This window comes from Halomonas sp. HNIBRBA4712, from assembly GCF_043558675.1.
Lineage (GTDB): Bacteria > Pseudomonadota > Gammaproteobacteria > Pseudomonadales > Halomonadaceae > Vreelandella.
On the sequence record NZ_JBIFXR010000002.1, the window covers coordinates 507,856 to 524,277 of the forward strand.

The following is a 16,422-nucleotide window of genomic DNA, read 5'->3' on the forward strand; positions in this document are numbered from 1 at the left end:
ACATACGTCAAAGGCGCGTTGACGGCGCACTGACGAAAACACCATCTTACGCTAAGCGCCGCTTTCGCGCACGAATTTCAGCACCTTATCCGAAAGCGCCGAGGCGCTCGAATCGACCCAGTGAAGCGATGGCCAGCTTCTTAACCAGGTTAGCTGACGTTTGGCAAGCTGACGAGTGGCAATGATGCCGCGTTCAACAAGCGCTTGCTCGTCGAACTCGCCCTCCAGGTACTCCCATACCTGGCGGTAGCCTACGCTCTTCATGGCCGGCAGGTCCTTGTGCAAGGTACCCCGCTTTTTGAGGGCGACGACCTCCTCTATCAAGCCCTGATCCAGCATTATTCTGAAACGCTGGGCGATACGCTCGTGCAAAACGCGGCGATCTGCCGGCGCCACTGCTATCGACACGACGCGGTAGGGAAAGTTTTGTGGCTGCTGTTCGGCCCAGAGCTCACTCAAGGTGCGCCCGCTGACCCGGTAGACCTCGAGCGCGCGCATTAGCCGCTGCGGGTCGTTGGGGTGAATGCGCGCGGCCGAGGCCGGGTCGACTTTCTCTAACATGGCGTGAAGCCCGGCAAGACCCAGCGCCTCGCGCTCCCTCTCCAATTCGGCGCGTACCGCTTCATTCGCGGCGGGCAGCTCGGCCACGCCTTCGAAAAGGCGCTTGAAGTAGAGCATGGTGCCGCCGACCAGCAGCGGCACTCGCCCGGACGCGCTGATTTGTCGCATCTCATCGAGCGCATCGTCGCGAAAATCCCCCGCCGAGTAGGGGGTTTCGGGCTCACGAATGTCGATCAGCCGGTGCGGCGCGCGAGCAAGCTCCTCGTGGCTTGGCTTGGCGCTGCCGATGTCCAGGCCGCGATAGACCATCGCCGAGTCGACGCTGATCAGCTCGCAGCCGAGGCGCTCGTGCAGGGCAATGGCGGTATCGGTCTTGCCCGCCGCGGTCGGGCCCATGAGAAAAATCGCCAAAGGGCGTGTGTCGGCCATGGCCGCAAAACTCCGTATCGAGAGGGGCTGGGGCTATTGGCCGCGCAGAAAGAGCTTGTCGAGCGCCTTCATGCTCATCTGCGTCCAGGTGGGTCGGCCGTGGTTGCACTGGTCGCTGCGCTCGGTGCGCTCCATGTCGCGCAGCAGCGCGTTCATTTCATCCAGCGTCAGGCGGCGGTTGGCGCGCACGCTGCCGTGGCACGCCATGGTGGACAACAGCGCGTGTAGCCGCGCCTCGACCTGGTGGCTGCGGCCGAAACTCGCCATCTCCTCGAGCACCTCGCGCACCAGGCCTTCCGGGTCGGCCCCGCTTAAAAGCGCCGGCAGGCTGCGCACCAGCAACGTCTCGGGGCCTGCCACGTCGAGCTCGAGGCCCAGGGCGGCAATCGCCTCGTACTCGCTTTCAACCGTAGCTACCTCCTGGCCGCTGGCAGCGAGCGATACCGGCACCAGCAGCGGCTGGGTATCCACGCCCTGGTGCGCCATCTGGTTTTTCATCCGCTCGTAGACGATGCGCTCGTGGGCGGCGTGCATGTCCACCAACACCAGGCCCTGGACGTTCTGAGCCAGAATGTAGATGCCGTGCAGCTGGCCCAGCGCAAAGCCGAGCGGCGGCGCGCTGGTCGGATCGACCTCCGGCATCGCCACCGGCGCCTCACGCACCTGATGGGACTCCGGGCGCTCGTCACCGCGCGGTTGCGGCGTCAAAAGGCGCTCTTCGTGCTCCGGGTGCAGCGCCTGGTAGCCCTGCATGAAGCGACGCACGCGCTCGGCGCCGGGGTGACGCGCCGGGCCTTCACCCAGCGCCATGCCCTGCTGCTTCCAGCGCGGCGCGGACGTTTCGGGCTCGGCCTCGAAGCCGCTTTGTGCGGGCGCGTCGGCAGGCACGGCCGCCGGTTCGTTGGCACTCTGCTCGGCGGGTTTCGAGGCGGCCAAGCAGTGGTGCAGGCTCGAGTAGAGAAAGTCGTGGACCATGCGCGAGTCGCGAAAGCGCACTTCGTACTTGGTCGGGTGAACGTTGACGTCGACCACGTCCGGGTCGAGCGTAAGGTACAGCACGAACACCGGATGGCGGCCATTGTAGAGCACATCGCGATAGGCCTGGCGCACCGCGTGGGCCACCAGCCGGTCGCGCACCACGCGGCCGTTGACGAAAAAGTACTGCTGGTCGGCCTGGGCGCGGGAATGGGTGGGAAGCCCCACCCAGCCGCTCATTCTGAGCCCGCCGGCTTCCCGCTCGATGTAGCGCGCGTGCTCGATGAAGTTCTTGCCCAGAAGCGAAGCAATACGCCGCTCCCGCGCCGCCGGCGAGTCGCCGGCGGGCAACTGGTGCACGGTTTTCTGGTTGTGGCGCAGCACCCAGGTGATGTCGTAGCGCGACAGCGCCTGGCGGCGAAACGCCTCCTCGACGTGGGCGAACTCGGTCTTTTCGGTGCGCAGGAACTTGCGCCTGGCCGGCGTGTTGAAGAACAGATCGCGCACCGCGACGCTGGTGCCACGCGGGTGCGGCGCGGGCACCACGCGCGCCTCCATGCCGCGCCCTTCGGCGACGACACGAAAGCCCTGAGTGGGATCATCGCTTGCGTTGGAGACGAGCTCCAGGCGCGACACCGAGCTGATCGAGGCCAGCGCCTCGCCGCGAAAACCCAGCGAGCTGACGCCTTCGAGATCCTCGAGGCTTTCGATCTTGCTGGTCGCGTGGCGGGCCAGCGCCAGCGGCAGATCCGCCTCGCCAATGCCTACGCCATCGTCGCGCACCCGCACCAGCCGCGTGCCGCCCTGTTCGATTTCGATATCGATGCGCCGGCTCCCCGCGTCGATGGCGTTCTCCATCAACTCCTTGGTCACCGATGACGGCCGCTCGACCACCTCGCCGGCGGCGATCTGGTTGGCCAGGCGTGCGTCGAGCACATGAATACGCGTTGTCGGGCTCACCTCAGCCACGAGTCACCTCTTTAGTCTTGGCCAATGCACAGGGGCGACTCACGAGCCGGGAATACGCAGCACCTGGCCCACGCGAATCACGTCGCCGTTGAGGTCGTTGGCCTGCTTTAACTGGTTGACCGGCACGCCGTGGCGCACCGCGATGGTCGAGAGCGTATCGCCGGACTGGATGCGGTATTCGTTGCCCGTCGGCGCGCGCTGGTTGTCGCGCTGCCATGCCAGCAGGCTCGCCGGCGGCGGGTTGCGCTCGAAGTGGGCGCGCAGCCCGCTGAAGATCGCCCGCGCAAGCGTCTGCTGGTAGGACGGGTCGCGCAGTCGGCGCTCCTCATCGGGGTTGGAGACGAAGCCGGTTTCGATCAAAAGCGACGGAATGTCCGGCGACTTCAACACCATGAAGCCCGCCTGCTCGACCCGCGACTTGTGCAGCCGGTTGATACGCCCGAGCTGGTCGAGCACTTCGCCACCGATCGCCAGTGAATCGTTGAGCGTGGCGGTCATGGTCAGATCCAGCAGCACCCCGCGCAGCACCTGGTCCTTGTCGCGCAGCGACAGCGCCCCGTCCACCCCGCCGATCAAATCCGAGCGGTTTTCGCTGTCGGCGAGCCACTGGGCGGTTTCCGAGGTCGCCCCGCGCTGAGAGAGCGCGAACACGGAGCTGCCCTGGGGGCGCGGGCTCGAGAAGGCGTCGGCGTGGATCGAAACGAAGAAGTCGGCCTTCTGCTCGCGGGCGAGCTGGGTGCGCTGGCGAAGGCCGATGTAGTAGTCGCTGTCGCGGGTGAGCACCGCCTTGAAGCCCGACGCGGCGTTGATGTCCGCCGCCAGCCGCCGCGCGATCTCCAGCACGATATCCTTCTCACGGGTGCCGCCGGGGCCGATCGCGCCCGGGTCCTCGCCGCCGTGCCCCGGGTCGACGGCAATGATGATGTCGCGACGCGGGTGCGGCTGGGCGGGCTGGACCGCCGTTGGCGCGCGCTCGGCGAGCGGCGCATCCGGCGGCGCGGTGGCTTCGGCCTGGGCTACGGCGCGCTGAGCCTGGATCTCCTGCTCGCGAATCATCGCCTCGATCGGGTCGATCGGGTTCTCCACCGCGCTTTCGCCGGGATACTCCAGATCCACCACCAGGCGGTGGCCGTACTGGTCGTTGGGCGGCAGCGTGAAGTGGCGCGGTGTAATCGCGCGGTTGAGTTCGAGCACCACTCGAAGCCCCCCACCGTCAAGGCGGCCGGTGCGCACGGCGTCGATCGCGCTGTCGTTAAGTGGCAGCGTCGAGGCGTCGGTATCGAGCTCGGTGTCGTCGATATCGATAACCAGCCTTGCCGGGTTGTCGAGGGAAAAAACCTCCGCGCTCGCCGCGCCGGAGAGGTCGAACACCAGCCGCGCGTGGTCCGGCGCCGCCCACAGGCGCATACTCTCGACGGTCGCGGCCTGAACCGGCGCCGAGAGCGCCCAGGCGCCCAGCAGCGCGGCGCCGATCAGGCGTTTGAAGGTGGCGCTCATATCCATTGAATTACACTACTCTCCTGCGGTTTCACTTGGCCGCCTGCAGTGCCGCCAGCACCTGCCGGCCCCAGGGGCTTTCAGACGTCAGCGTCGCCGCTCGTCCCTGGCGGGCGACGCTTAATTCGATACGCACATCGGCGCCGGGTAGCCAACCTTCGCCGCGACTGGGCCACTCGATCAGGCACAGCGCGTCGTCGCTTAAAATATCGCGCCCGCCGATAAACTCGAGCTCTTCCGGGTCCGCCAGCCGGTAAAGGTCCAGATGATACACGCGCCGGGCGTCGAATTCGTAGGGTTCGACCAGCGTGTAGGTGGGACTTTTCACCGCCCCCTGGTAGCCGTAGGCGCGCAGAATACCGCGCGTGAGCGTGGTCTTGCCCGCCCCCAGCTCGCCTTCGAGATAAACCCGCCCGCGCCCTTTCAGCGCGCGCCCAAGCGCTTCACCAAACGCCACGTGGGCGGTTTCATCACTCAACTGCACTTGCATGGCAGGCCTTCACGGGTTGATCAAAATGCGTGCATAGGATGCCAGATCGCTTGCCAGCAAGCCACGCTCGCCGTGCGCTTTTGCCGCCGCGTCACCGGCCAAGGCGTGAACCATGACGCCAAGGCGCGTGGCAAGCTCGAGATCGTCGAACTGGGCGACGAGCGTACCCAGCATACCGCTGAGCACATCGCCCATGCCGCCGCTGGCCATGCCGGGGTTGCCGAAGGGGCATACCACAAGCCCTCCGGGCCCGGCCACCAGCGTTCCCGCGCCCTTGAGCACCACCACCCCGCCGCGGGCGCGCTGAAGCGCGCGGGCCGCGGCCGGGCGATCCGCCTGTACCTCGGCCACCGAGCACTCAAGAAGCCGTGCCGCCTCGCCGGGATGCGGTGTCAGCACCCAGTTATCGCGCGTAAGCGTCGGCCAGCGCGCGGCCAGCAGGTTGAGCGCGTCGGCATCCACCACCAAAGGTGCCTCGGTCTTGAGTGCAGCCTGCAGTACCGCCTGGCCCCAGGCGCCTTCGCCCATGCCCGGCCCCACCACGATCACATCCCCGATTTGGGCAAAGGCGGCGGCGTCAGCGCCGCCAGCAACGCTTCTGGCCATGATTTCCGGGCAGCGCGTGAGGCTTGCGCTGACGTGCTCGGCGGCGGTGGCCAGGCTCACCTTACCGGCACCCAGGCGTGCCGCCGCCTGGGAGGCCAGAAGCGCCGCACCACCGAACCCCGGCGCGCCGCCCATGACCAGTACGTGGCCAAAGTGGCCCTTGTGTCCGGCGCGCGGCCGCGGTGTGAAGGCGCTCACAAGCCAGCTCTCCTCCAGCCGCCAGGCGGTGGGCACGATATCGAAAAAGGCCTGGGCCTTGACGCCGAGGGGGCGAAAGTCGATCTCGCCGCTATAGCCCGGTGCATCGCCGGTGTGCAGGCCGATCTTGTCGCCGATGAAGGTCACGGTGCAGTCGGCGTTTACCGCCGCGCCCTGAACCGCGCCGGTGTCCGCAGCGATCCCCGAGGGCACGTCGAGCGAGAGCACCGGCTTTCCGGCACGGTTGATGGCATCGATCAGGGTACGCGCCTCGCCTTCGACCGGGCGCGAAAGCCCGGTGCCCAAGAGCGCGTCGACGATCACCTCGCCGGTCAGCGTCATGCCGGCTTGAAAGCGCTCGCAGCCCACGCCGGCGGCGCTGGCGAGCTCGGCGGCGCGGGCGGCGTCGTTAGCAAGCGACTCAAGCTCGCGACTCGAGATGCGCTGCACCTTGAGCCCGGCCTGCTGAGCCAGCGCTGCCAACACGTGGCCGTCGCCGCCGTTGTTGCCGCTACCGCAAATCACACTCACGCTTTTCGCCTGGGGCCAGCGCGCGCGGAAACTGTGCCAGGCGCTGGAGGCGGCGCGCTGCATCAGCGCGAAGCTCTCGATGCCGGCGGCGATGGTGCGCCGGTCGAGCTCGCGCACTTGGGCGGCGGTGTAGAGCGGGCGTAGCGTCTCAACGCTCGGTTCGGGGTTCATTAATGGTTTAGGCGTCCGGCCTGAAGTCGACACAAGCGCTCCTTGTCGTTGGATGAAATGGAAAGGGCGGCGATGGCCAACAGTATGGAACGAAGTGCGAGCGTCGGCGCGTAAAACTGGTGTCAGGGTTTGGCGCAGCGGCCTGTCAGCACGACTTGAGGCTCGGCTGCAAGCCGCGCGCAGGGCGCGACTGCAACCCACCGGTCACGCCGTGAGCACCTACTCGCCGCCGGCTTTCAGGAAGGTCTTGCGGTAGTGGGCGAGCTCGGCGATCGACTCCTTGATGTCGTCCATCGCCAGGTGCACGTTCTTCTTGCCAAAGCCCTCGAGCGCCTTCGGGTTCCAGCGCTTGGCCAGCTCCTTGACCGTGGAGACGTCAAGGTTGCGGTAGTGGAAAAACGCCCAGAGCGAGGGCATTTCGCGCTCCAGAAAGCGCCGGTCCTGGTGGATGCTGTTACCGCACATGGGCGAGGTGCCGGGCTCAACAAAACGGCTCAGAAACGCCAGCGTCTCGCGCTCGGCCGCCGCGGTATCCACCTGGCTCTGTTTGACCCGCGCCACGAGCCCGGAGTCGCCGTGGGTCTTCTGGTTCCAGTCGTCCATGGCGGCAAGCAGGCTGTCCGGCTGGTTCACCGCGATCACCGGGCCTTCGGCGATCACGTTCAGATCGGCGTCGGTGACGAGCGTGGCGACTTCGATGATGCGCTCTTTCTGCGGGTCGAGCCCGGTCATTTCCAAGTCGATCCAGACCAGCAGGTCGCGGCGCGGGGCAGTCGTGTCAGGCATGAGATTCTCCAAAGCGGGCAAGGCGTGAGCGCCGGGTCGTTACCCGGATCACGTTAACAGGTACACTAACGCCATTGTACCGATCATCGGGTGGTCATGCGCAAACGTAAACTGAGCCGCCAGCAGCGCTGGCGGGTGGAAAAGATCCAGGCCGAGCGCGCCAGCCGCGCGCAAAAGCGCGACGCCGACGACAGCCAGAAGCTCGCCGCCGGTGAATACGGCGCCGAGCAGCCCGGTCGTGTGATGGCGCACTTCGGCCGCACCCTCGAGGTGCGCGACAGCGTAGGCACCCCGGTGCGCTGCCATCTGCGCGCCAACCTGGAGGGCCTGGTCACCGGCGACCAGGTGATCTGGCGCGCGGGCCAGGACGGCGCCGGCGTGGTGGTCGCCCGCCAGGAGCGCGACAGCGTTCTCAAGCGCCCGGACGCCCGCGGGCTGTTGAAGCCGGTGGCGGCCAACATCGACCAGATTCTGATCGTCTTCGCCGTCGAGCCCGCCCCGCACCCCAATTTGATCGACCGCTACCTGGTCGCCGCCGAGGCAACCGGTATCGCCCCGGTACTGGTGCTCAACAAGACCGACCTGCTGCCGGAAGACGGCGGCGAGCTTGGCGAACTGCTGGCGCGCTACGAAGCCCTTGGTTACCCGGTGGTGCGCACCACCACGGCCAACGCGCCGGGCCTGGCACCGCTTCGCGAGCAGCTTGCCAAGCGCACCTCGGTGTTCGTGGGGCAAAGCGGCGTGGGCAAGTCGTCATTGATCGACCTGCTCTTGCCCGACGAGACCCTGCGCATCGGCGCGCTTTCCGAGGATTCGCGCAAGGGCACACACACCACCACCACCGCCAGGCTCTACCCCATGAACGCCGCCGAGGTAGCCGACGGCGAGCTGATCGACTCGCCGGGGATTCGCGAGTTCGGCCTGGTGCACCTTACCGAGCAGGAAGTGACCGAGGGCTTCATCGAGTTTCGCCCTTATCTGGGGCGCTGTCGCTTTCGCGACTGCCGCCACCGCTCGGAGCCGGGCTGCGCTTTACGCGACGCCGTCGAGGCAGGCAAGATTCATCCAGAACGTTTCGCCAGCTACCGGCGTATACTCGAAAGCCTGACCGCCTGACGGCACGGGCCCCACTGAAGGAGCGGTTCATGAGCGCTGACCACCCATCCAGCGAACAAAACGTCTTGCCCCTGATCGTAGAGCCCGGTGAACTCGCCGCGCACCTCGATCATCCCGAGCTTCTGATCGTCGACGTGCCGACCAACCCGGAGAGCTACCGCCAGGGCCACGTACCCGGCGCGGTGTATCTCGACTTTCGCTACCTGCTGCGCGGCGAAGGCCCGGTGCCCAACGAAGTGCCGGACGTCGACTTTCTTTCGCAGCTGTTCAGCGCTTTGGGCCTGACCCGCGACACCCATGTGGTGGCCTACGACGACGAAGGCGGCGGCTGGGCGGCGAGGCTTCTCTGGACGCTGGATCTGATCGGTCACACCCGCTACTCGTACCTCAACGGCGGCATTCACGCCTGGCGCGACGAAGGCCTCGATGAGAGCACCGAGCAGACCCGGCCCGAGCCTTCCGAGTACCGCGCCGAGGTGCTCAACCCGCACACCCTGATCACTCGCGAGGAGATCGAGGAGAAGCTCGAGGATCGTAACTTCGCGATCTGGGATGCGCGCTCGAAGGGCGAGTACGACGGCGAAAAAGGCAATAACAAGCGTCTGGGCCACATTCCGGGGGCGGTGAACATGGACTGGGTCGACGCCATGGACCGCACCCGCGCGCTGCGCATTCGCGACTACGCCGAGCTCGTCACCGAGCTCGAAGCGATGGGCCTGACGCCGGACATGGAGATCGCCACCCACTGTCAGAGCCACCATCGCAGCAGCTTTACCTGGCTTGTGGGCAAAGCGCTTGGGTTCGACATCCGCGGCTACGCCGGCTCCTGGGGCGAGTGGGGCAACCGCGACGATACGCCGATCGAAAAGTAGCGCCACCCTGACCTGCTCCCCCGTACCCGACGAAAAGAACGCACTGTGACGCTATCTCAAAAGATTTTCTCGCTGATTCAATACCCGCTGCCCCATCACGGCATTTCGCGCCTGACCGGCGCCTTCGCTCGTAGCGAAACGCCGTGGCTCAAGAACGCGCTGATCAAGGCATTCATCAAGCGCTTTAACGTCGACATGCGTCAGGCCCTGGAGCCCGACCCGACGGCCTACCCCCACTTCAACGCGTTCTTCACCCGCGCGCTGAAAGCCGACGCCCGTCCGCTCGGCGACGGCCTTCTGAGCCCCGCCGACGGCGCGCTTTCGCGCCACGGGCGGATACAGGCCGGCCAGCTGCTGCAAGCCAAGGGCCACACCTACTCGGCCCAGACACTTCTGGGCGGCGACGCCGCACTTGCCGAGGAGTTCATGGGCGGAAGCTTCGCCACGGTATATCTATCGCCAAGCGACTATCACCGCGTGCATATGCCCATGAGCGGCACGCTGCGCGAGATGATCTATGTTCCCGGGCGTATTTTTTCGGTCAATCAGGCCACGGCCCGCTACGTGCCCAACCTGTTTGCCCGCAACGAGCGCTTGGTGTGCGTCTTCGATAGCCCCCAGGGCGCATTTGCGATGGTACTGGTCGGCGCGATGGTAGTCGCTGCGATCGAGACCGTGTGGGCAGGCCAGATCACGCCGCGGGCCTGTACGCCACAGCGCACCCGCTTCGAGCACCCGGTGACGCTCGAGCGCGGTGAGGAGATGGGCCGCTTCAAGCTCGGCTCGACGGTGGTGATGTGTTTCGAGAGCCCGGTCGATTTCGACGATCTGGCGCCGGAGACAGCGGTGCAGATGGGCCAGCGCTTGGCCGATACGCCCGCCGGCGCCCCGGTCAGCGCCTGACACCCTCCAGAAAAATCGCCACGCAGCGTTGGGCCCGGGCGCTGCAGCGCGCTTCATCGATGGCCAGGTCGCGACCGAGCAGCGCATTGATGTGCCACTCGCCCAGCAGCATCCCCATGAAAATGCCCGCCGCCTCTCGGGGCGCCTCGAGCGCGAGCCTTCCCTGCTCGACCTGATCGCTCAGATACGCCGCCAGCGCCTCGCGGGTACGGTCGGGCCCGCGCACGAGAAACAGCTCGCCAAGCGCCGGTGCGCGCTCGGCTTCAAACGCAAGCCCCCGCATCAGCCGAATGACGCCGGGGTCGAAGACCAGCATCAGCATGCGCCGGCCGAGCTCATACAGTACCTGTTCCGGCGCCTGGCGGTCGCGCCGCCCCGCCTCGAGCACCGCCCAAGCGGTTTCGATATGGCGCTCCATCGCCGCGGTGAATAGCCCCTCCTTGTTGCCGAACTGCTTGTAAAGCGTGGCGAGCGACCCGCCGGCGCGAGCGACCACGTCGTTCACGCTGGCCCCGGCGTAGCCCTGCTCCAGAAACACATCCCGCGCTGCGTCCAGCAGTCGTTCACGCCGTGCGGCGCCCCGCGGAATCCGCGCATCACTGTTTTCCTTCTTGCCCACTGTCCACTCCGCCCCATCGGTTTTTCTTCACGCAACGCTTATTCGGCGCGCCACTGCTCGTCCAGGTCACTGATGAAATCCTGCACCCGATACGTCACGCTGGATATGTAGTGTAGCATTCATTACACTATTGATCCTTACCCTTTCGGCACCCGGCCGACACGTTCGAATCGAGGAGTAGCCATGGCTCAGGGCGACGCTCAAGTCGATAACGCTAACCCTTCCCACAGTGCGCCTACTGCGCAGACCACGCCTGAAAAGCGTGGGCGCAAATGGCTATTGTTGGCGATCGGTCTGATCGCGCTGGCCGCACTTGGCTGGTGGCTCGTTGGCTGGTGGCAGGTGGGCCGCTTCATGATCGACACCGACAACGCCTACGTGCGCACCGACAGCGTAGCGCTGAGCGCGGAGCTTTCGGCGCGGGTGGTCGACGTAGCGGTGATCGAAAACCAAACGGTCCAGCGGGGCGATCTGCTCGTACAGCTCGACGACGCCGGCTATCGCGACCAATTAAACCAGGCTCGGGCGCAGCAGGCGGTAGCTGCGGCGGCGCTTGCGCAAACCCGGCGCCAGGTGGCGCTGCAGCAGGCCGCCATCGACCAGGCGCGCACCCAGGTGGACGCCGCCCAGGCCGATGTCGACCGCGCACGCGCGCACCTTGAGCGCTCGACGTCGCTGGCCGCCAACAACTACGGCTCGCGCCAGCAGCGCGAAGACGACGAAAGCGCGCTGCGCGTGGCCGAGGCTACTTTGGCGAGCCGCCGCGCCGGCGTCGTTTCTGCCGAGCGCCAGCTGGCGGTAGCGGAAAGCGACGTCACCCGCGGCGAGGCAAGCCAGCAGGCCGCCGAAGCGGACTTTGCCTATGCCCAGCACCAGCTCGACAAGACGCGCATCACCGCCCCGCGGGACGGCGTTATCGGCAACCTGCGGGTGAAAACCGGCGCGCTTGCACAGCCGTCGCTGACGTTGATGCAGCTGGTGCCCATCGAATCTGCCTATATCAGCGCCAACTACAAGGAGACCCAGCTCGAACGTATCCGCATCGGTCAGCCCGCTGCGATTCATCTGGACGCCTACCCGAACATTACCTTTGAAGGCGTGGTCGAGAGCCTGTCGCCGGCCACCGGCACCGAGTTCAGCCTGCTGCCCCAGGACAACGCCACCGGCAACTTCAACAAGATCGTCCAGCGCGTCCCGGTGCGTATACGCGTGACCGGCCCGCGTGAGTCACTTGGCCTATTGCGCGCCGGGCTCTCCGCCGTGCCCGAAATCGATACGCGTGGCCTCGATAGCGAGCGCGACGACCGCCAGGCCAGCGCCGCCCTCGAGCCTCAGACACCGCAATGAGCGCCGCCTCTCAACCCGGCGCGCAGGGTGTGAGCGATATGCCGCCCTGGCCGCAGCGGATCGGCTTCATCGCCGCGGTGTTCGGCATGTTCATGGCGATTCTGGATATCCAGATCGTCGCCAGCTCGCTCAACGAGATCCAGTCCGGGCTTTCGGCGAGCCAGGATCAGATCTCCTGGGTGCAGACCTCCTACCTGATCGCCGAAATCGTGATGATTCCGCTCTCGGGCATGCTGATGCGTATTCTTTCCACCCGGGTCGCCTTCACCCTCTCCTGCGCCGGGTTCACGCTGGCGAGCCTGGGCTGCGCGCTAGCGGGCTCCATCGAGCAGCTGATCGTACTGCGGGCGATCCAGGGCTTCATGGGCGGGGCGATGATTCCGATCACCCAAGCGATCAGTTTTTCGATCTTCCCGCGCCGGGTGATGGGCAGCGTGCAGGCGGTGATCGGCATGGTGGTGACCATGGCGCCGTCGATCGGCCCAACGGTAGGCGGCTACATCACCGAAACCCAGAGCTGGCACTGGCTGCTTCTGGCCAACGTGATTCCCGGCATTCTGGTGTGCTGGGCGGCCTGGAATTTCCTCGATATCGACAAACCCAACCACGCGCTCGCGCGCCGGCTCGACGTGATCGGGCTTGTGCTGATCGCACTGTTTCTCGGCTCGCTGGAGTTCGTGCTGGAAGAGGGCCCGGGGGACGACTGGTTCGCCAGCCGCGAGATCGTCGCGTTCAGCCTGCTGTGCGTGGCCGCCGGCGCGTGGTTTTTCACGCGAACGCTGAGAAGCCCCCACCCGATCGTCGATCTTCGCGCCTTCGCCAATCGTAACTTCGCCATCGGCGCCGGCATGGGGTTCATCATCGGTATCGCGCTTTATGGGCTTGTTTACATCATGCCGCTGTTCTTCGGCTACGTGCGCGGCTACTCGAGCCTGCAGATCGGCCAGGTAATGTTCGTCACCGGCATGACGATGTTCTTCTGCGCGCCGCTGGTCGGCAAGGCTACCAACCATCTGGACCTGCGCCTTTTACTGTTCTTCGGTTTTCTGCTGGTCGGCGTCGGGACAATGATGAACGCCAACCTCACCGTGGAGTCCGGCTTCTGGCAGTTCTGCCTGCCGCAGATCGTACGCGGCATGGGGCTGATCATGTGCATCATCCCCGCCTCGCGTATCGCGCTTGGCACCCTGCCCCCGGCGGAGGTGGGCAACGCCAGCGGCCTGTTCAACGTGATGCGAAACCTGGGCGGCGCCGTGGGGCTGGCGCTGCTCGATACGGTGCGCGATATTCGCGAGGACTTCCACTGGAACCAGCTGATCCCCGCCATCGACACCGGCCGTGAGGTAGTGGTGGCCGAAATCGCAAAATACGAGGCGCTGCTTTCCGGCGCCGTCGCCGACGCTCACCAGGCGGCGGTGGGCCTGATCGCCCAGCGCGTTGCCCAGCAGGCTCAGGTGCTCGCCTTCAACGACATCTTTACCTGGCTGGGGCTCGTTTACATCGCAACGGTCCCGCTGGTGTTTCTGCTCAAGCGCATTCGCGCCTAAAAAGGATCAACAGCGCGGCGTAGCGAAGGCGAGCACCTCTTCCAGGCGCGCCTTGCCAAGCGCCAATTGGATCAACCGGTCGATACCCAGCGCCACGCCGGCGCCTTCGGGCATACCGTGCTCGAGCGCGGCCAGCAGCCGCTCGTCGATGGCCACCGGCGCCAGCCCCAAACGCTCGCGCTCGGCGTTGTCCTCGATAAAGCGCGCGCGCTGCTCGGCTGCGTCCACCAGCTCGTCGTAGCCGTTGGCAAGCTCCATACCGTCGATATACAGCTCGAAGCGCGAGGCGACCCACTCGCCCTCCTCGTCCCGGTGGCGCTTGGCCAGCGCCGCCTGGCTTGCCGGGTAATCCACCACGGCGCTGATCTCGCCCCTACCGAGCGTGGGCTCGATCACCACGCTCATCAGCAGATCCAGGCAGGTATCGCGCGGCTCCTCCGCCAGGTGGCCAGCGGGCATGGCGCCGTGCTTTTCGGCCAGCCGGCGCAGCTCATCGAGCGGCGCGGTGAATGGGTCAAGGCCAAGGTGATGCTTGAACAGTGCACGGTAGCTATAGCGCTCGAGCGGCAGATCCGGGGCGCAAAGCAGCGCCTTGATCAGCGCGGCGCTCTCCTCGATCAAATCCACCAGGGTGAAGCCTAGGCGGTACCACTCGAGCATGGTGAACTCGACGTTGTGGCGCGCGCTCACTTCGCCGTCGCGAAAGCTTCGCGCCAGCTGAAAGATCGGCCCGCTGCCCGCGGCCAGAAGCCGCTTCATGTGAAACTCCGGCGAGGTTTGAAGCCAGAGCGTGCGCGACTCAGCCCCGATTTGGGCGTGGGTCGAAAGCGACGCCAGGTGGACGTCGGTGCTGCCACCCTGGCCAAGCACGGGTGTGTCCACCTCCAGCACGCCGCGCTCGGCAAAGAAGGCACGCACCTGGGCGAAAAGGCGTGCGCGGGCCTTCAGCGTGTCGATATCCGCACTGGGGCGCCATTCGAGGGCCATGGCCAGTTCCTCAAAAGAAAAGCCACGCAACGGCGTGGCTTGGAGAAGGCAGGCTCGGCGAACGAGCCCGTTGAATCAGGCGCGGGAGACGTAGTCGCCGGAGCGGGTGTCGATCTTCAGCACTTCGCCCTGGTTGATGAACAGCGGCACGCGCACTACGGCACCGGAGGAAAGCGTGGCAGGTTTGGAGCCGCCCTGGGCGGTATCGCCCTTGAGCCCCGGGTCGGTCTCGACGACTTCGAGTTCGATGAAGTTAGGTGCCGATACCGCAATGGCCTTATCGTTCCACAAGGTAACGGTATAAGGCACCTGCTCCTTCAGCCACTTTTCGGTCTCGCCCAGCGCCTTTTTCTCGACCGCGTACTGCTCGAAGGAGCCGTCGGTCTTCATGAAGTGCCACATGTCGCCGTCGGTGTAGAGGTACTCCATTTCGAGTTCCATGACGTCGGCGCCTTCCAGCGACTCGCCGGACTTGAAGGTACGCTCCCAGACGCGGCCGGTCATGAGGTTACGCAGCTTCACGCGGTTGAAGGCCTGGCCCTTGCCGGGCTTGACCAGCTCGTTGTCGACGATCGAACACGGATCGCCGTCGAGCATTACTTTCAGACCGCCCTTGAATTCGTTGGTAGAATAGTTCGCCATGATCTCTCTCACTAATCGGTTGCTAAGTAGCGCGCATCAACGCTGCCATCGAGCGCCATTCAAGCGACGCTGTTGACGAGTGCGCGCATCATAACCCGAAGGAGGGCTTTTTTGCAGGAGAACATGAGGATCCCGGCCATCCACGCCGACGAAGGCGTAAGCGACGCCAAACCGAGCTGGCAGCGCCAGCTCTCCGGGGCGATTCGCGACCCAGGCGCGCTGCTCGAACGCCTGGGGCTGGCAGATCGCTGGCTTGATGGCGCACGCTTGGGCCACGCGCTGTTCGAGGTGCGCGTCCCTGAGGCCTACGCGGCACGTATCAACAGCGCCGACCCGCAAGACCCGCTATTGAGACAGATACTGCCGCTGGGTGAGGAGACGCGAACGCACCCGGGCTTCGTGCAGGACCCGCTGGAAGAAGCCGACCACCGCCCCGCTCGTGGCCTGATTCACAAGTACCGGGGTCGGGTGCTCCTGATCGCAAGCCCCGCCTGCGCGGTCAACTGCCGCTACTGCTTTCGCCGCCACTTCCCCTACGCCGAAAACTCGCCGTCCCGCGCCCAGTGGCAGGAAGCGCTCGACTACCTGCGCGGTGACGAAAGCATCCATGAAGCGATTCTCTCCGGCGGCGATCCGCTGGCGGCAAGCGACCGCCAGCTTGGCTGGCTGGTGGGTGAGCTGGAAAAGATCCCCCACCTCAAGCGCCTGCGTATCCATACTCGCCTGCCGGTGGTGATTCCCGACCGGGTCGACGACGCCCTGCTCGGCTGGCTCGACGCCACGCGGCTGCAAAAAGTGATGGTGCTGCACATCAACCACGCCAACGAAATCGACCAGGCGGTGGTCGATGCCTGCGCACGGCTCAAAAAGGCCGGGGTGACGCTTCTGAACCAGAGCGTGCTGCTGCGCGGCGTCAACGACGATGTCGCCACGCTCGCCACACTTTCTGAACGGCTATTCGAGGCGGGCCTCCTGCCCTACTACCTGCACGTGCTCGACCCGGTCCAGGGCGCCGCGCACTTCGATGTGCCGGACGATGAGGCGCGCGCGTTGGTGAGCGAACTGCGCGCTCATCTGCCCGGTTTTTTAATGCCGAGGCTGGTGCGCGAGATTCCGGGGGAGGCGAGCAAGACGCCGCTTTGAAAGCAGGCTCTGAAAAGTTCAGCCGGTAGACGT

At 65.8% G+C, this 16,422-nt stretch carries 15 protein-coding genes; 6 read left to right on the top strand and 9 right to left on the bottom strand.

All coding sequences use genetic code 11. The features are described from left to right. Nucleotides 1–51: 51 nt before the first annotated feature. The 6 genes from miaA to orn all read right to left on the bottom strand — a co-directional run bounded on the left by miaA (nt 52) and on the right by orn (nt 7,213). Nucleotides 52–990 (bottom strand): tRNA (adenosine(37)-N6)-dimethylallyltransferase MiaA, encoded by a 939-nt coding sequence (miaA, locus tag ACGK9R_RS06790; RefSeq protein ID WP_394579555.1) that lies wholly within the window; start codon nt 988–990, stop codon nt 52–54. A gap of 33 nt (nt 991–1,023) precedes the next feature. Continuing rightward, nucleotides 1,024–2,925 (bottom strand): DNA mismatch repair endonuclease MutL, encoded by a 1,902-nt coding sequence (gene mutL / locus ACGK9R_RS06795; RefSeq protein WP_394579744.1) that lies wholly within the window; start codon nt 2,923–2,925, stop codon nt 1,024–1,026. Between the two features lie 48 nt (nt 2,926–2,973). Beyond that, nucleotides 2,974–4,437: an N-acetylmuramoyl-L-alanine amidase gene (locus ACGK9R_RS06800; RefSeq protein WP_394579557.1), complete on the bottom strand. Its 1,464-nt coding sequence runs from the start codon at nt 4,435–4,437 to the stop codon at nt 2,974–2,976. A 25-nt stretch (nt 4,438–4,462) separates the two neighbouring features. Then, nucleotides 4,463–4,921, bottom strand: a complete 459-nt coding sequence (gene tsaE, locus ACGK9R_RS06805) for a tRNA (adenosine(37)-N6)-threonylcarbamoyltransferase complex ATPase subunit type 1 TsaE (protein ID WP_394579559.1) — start codon at nt 4,919–4,921, stop codon at nt 4,463–4,465. Between the two features lie 9 nt (nt 4,922–4,930). Next, nucleotides 4,931–6,427 (bottom strand): NAD(P)H-hydrate dehydratase, encoded by a 1,497-nt coding sequence (locus ACGK9R_RS06810; protein WP_394579746.1) that lies wholly within the window; start codon nt 6,425–6,427, stop codon nt 4,931–4,933. Between the two features lie 219 nt (nt 6,428–6,646). Next, complete coding sequence (gene orn, locus ACGK9R_RS06815; RefSeq protein WP_394579561.1) at nt 6,647–7,213, bottom strand: oligoribonuclease; 567 nt, start codon at nt 7,211–7,213, stop codon at nt 6,647–6,649. Between the two features lie 96 nt (nt 7,214–7,309). Here orn and rsgA point away from each other — a divergent pair, with 96 nt between their 5' ends. Genes rsgA through asd form a run of 3 tightly spaced genes read left to right on the top strand, consistent with a single transcriptional unit; the run spans nt 7,310 to nt 10,104 of the window. Then, nucleotides 7,310–8,329, top strand: coding sequence for a small ribosomal subunit biogenesis GTPase RsgA (rsgA, locus tag ACGK9R_RS06820; protein ID WP_394579563.1), 1,020 nt, complete (start codon nt 7,310–7,312; stop codon nt 8,327–8,329). A 29-nt stretch (nt 8,330–8,358) separates the two neighbouring features. Next, nucleotides 8,359–9,201 (top strand): sulfurtransferase, encoded by an 843-nt coding sequence (locus ACGK9R_RS06825; RefSeq protein WP_394579565.1) that lies wholly within the window; start codon nt 8,359–8,361, stop codon nt 9,199–9,201. Nucleotides 9,202–9,246: 45 nt separating this feature from the next. Next, on the top strand, nt 9,247–10,104 hold the full coding sequence (gene asd, locus ACGK9R_RS06830; RefSeq protein ID WP_394579567.1) for an archaetidylserine decarboxylase: 858 nt from the start codon (nt 9,247–9,249) through the stop codon (nt 10,102–10,104). Here the strand turns inward: asd and ACGK9R_RS06835 are convergent. Further along, nucleotides 10,094–10,723 (bottom strand): TetR/AcrR family transcriptional regulator, encoded by a 630-nt coding sequence (locus ACGK9R_RS06835; protein ID WP_394579569.1) that lies wholly within the window; start codon nt 10,721–10,723, stop codon nt 10,094–10,096. The genes asd and ACGK9R_RS06835 overlap by 11 nt on opposite strands. Before the next feature lie 183 nt (nt 10,724–10,906). Between ACGK9R_RS06835 and ACGK9R_RS06840 the strand changes: the two genes are divergently transcribed. Together ACGK9R_RS06840 and ACGK9R_RS06845 are read left to right on the top strand one after the other, a co-directional pair. After that, entirely contained in the window at nt 10,907–12,070 is a 1,164-nt protein-coding gene (locus tag ACGK9R_RS06840) for an efflux RND transporter periplasmic adaptor subunit (RefSeq protein ID WP_394579571.1), read from the top strand. A 38-nt stretch (nt 12,071–12,108) separates the two neighbouring features. Next, entirely contained in the window at nt 12,109–13,617 is a 1,509-nt protein-coding gene (locus ACGK9R_RS06845; RefSeq protein ID WP_394579573.1) for a DHA2 family efflux MFS transporter permease subunit, read from the top strand. A 6-nt stretch (nt 13,618–13,623) separates the two neighbouring features. On the opposite strand, the gene epmA is transcribed toward ACGK9R_RS06845, so the two are convergent. Continuing rightward, nucleotides 13,624–14,604 carry an EF-P lysine aminoacylase EpmA gene (epmA, locus tag ACGK9R_RS06850; protein ID WP_394579574.1) on the bottom strand — a complete coding sequence of 327 codons (981 nt, stop codon included), beginning with the start codon at nt 14,602–14,604 and terminating at the stop codon, nt 13,624–13,626. Nucleotides 14,605–14,679: 75 nt separating this feature from the next. After that, entirely contained in the window at nt 14,680–15,246 is a 567-nt protein-coding gene (gene efp, locus ACGK9R_RS06855; RefSeq protein ID WP_394579576.1) for an elongation factor P, read from the bottom strand. 123 nt (nt 15,247–15,369) lie between these two features. On the opposite strand from efp, the gene epmB reads away from it, so the two are divergent. After that, nucleotides 15,370–16,389: an EF-P beta-lysylation protein EpmB gene (gene epmB / locus ACGK9R_RS06860; RefSeq protein ID WP_394579748.1), complete on the top strand. Its 1,020-nt coding sequence runs from the start codon at nt 15,370–15,372 to the stop codon at nt 16,387–16,389. Nucleotides 16,390–16,422: the final 33 nt, after the last annotated feature.

Bases quoted from the DNA above. Each gene is read 5' to 3' on its own strand.
- miaA (WP_394579555.1), bottom strand. From the start codon at position 990: ATGGCCGACACACGCCCTTTGGCGATTTTTCTCATGGGCCCGACCGCG.
- ACGK9R_RS06800 (WP_394579557.1), bottom strand. From the start codon at position 4,437: ATGGATATGAGCGCCACCTTCAAACGCCTGATCGGCGCCGCGCTGCTG.
- tsaE (WP_394579559.1), bottom strand. From the start codon at position 4,921: ATGCAAGTGCAGTTGAGTGATGAAACCGCCCACGTGGCGTTTGGTGAA.
- ACGK9R_RS06810 (WP_394579746.1), bottom strand. From the start codon at position 6,427: ATGAACCCCGAACCGAGCGTTGAGACGCTACGCCCGCTCTACACCGCC.
- orn (WP_394579561.1), bottom strand. From the start codon at position 7,213: ATGCCTGACACGACTGCCCCGCGCCGCGACCTGCTGGTCTGGATCGAC.
- rsgA (WP_394579563.1), top strand. From the start codon at position 7,310: ATGCGCAAACGTAAACTGAGCCGCCAGCAGCGCTGGCGGGTGGAAAAG.
- ACGK9R_RS06825 (WP_394579565.1), top strand. From the start codon at position 8,359: ATGAGCGCTGACCACCCATCCAGCGAACAAAACGTCTTGCCCCTGATC.
- ACGK9R_RS06840 (WP_394579571.1), top strand. From the start codon at position 10,907: ATGGCTCAGGGCGACGCTCAAGTCGATAACGCTAACCCTTCCCACAGT.
- ACGK9R_RS06845 (WP_394579573.1), top strand. From the start codon at position 12,109: ATGCCGCCCTGGCCGCAGCGGATCGGCTTCATCGCCGCGGTGTTCGGC.
- epmA (WP_394579574.1), bottom strand. From the start codon at position 14,604: ATGGCCCTCGAATGGCGCCCCAGTGCGGATATCGACACGCTGAAGGCC.
- efp (WP_394579576.1), bottom strand. From the start codon at position 15,246: ATGGCGAACTATTCTACCAACGAATTCAAGGGCGGTCTGAAAGTAATG.
- epmB (WP_394579748.1), top strand. From the start codon at position 15,370: ATGAGGATCCCGGCCATCCACGCCGACGAAGGCGTAAGCGACGCCAAA.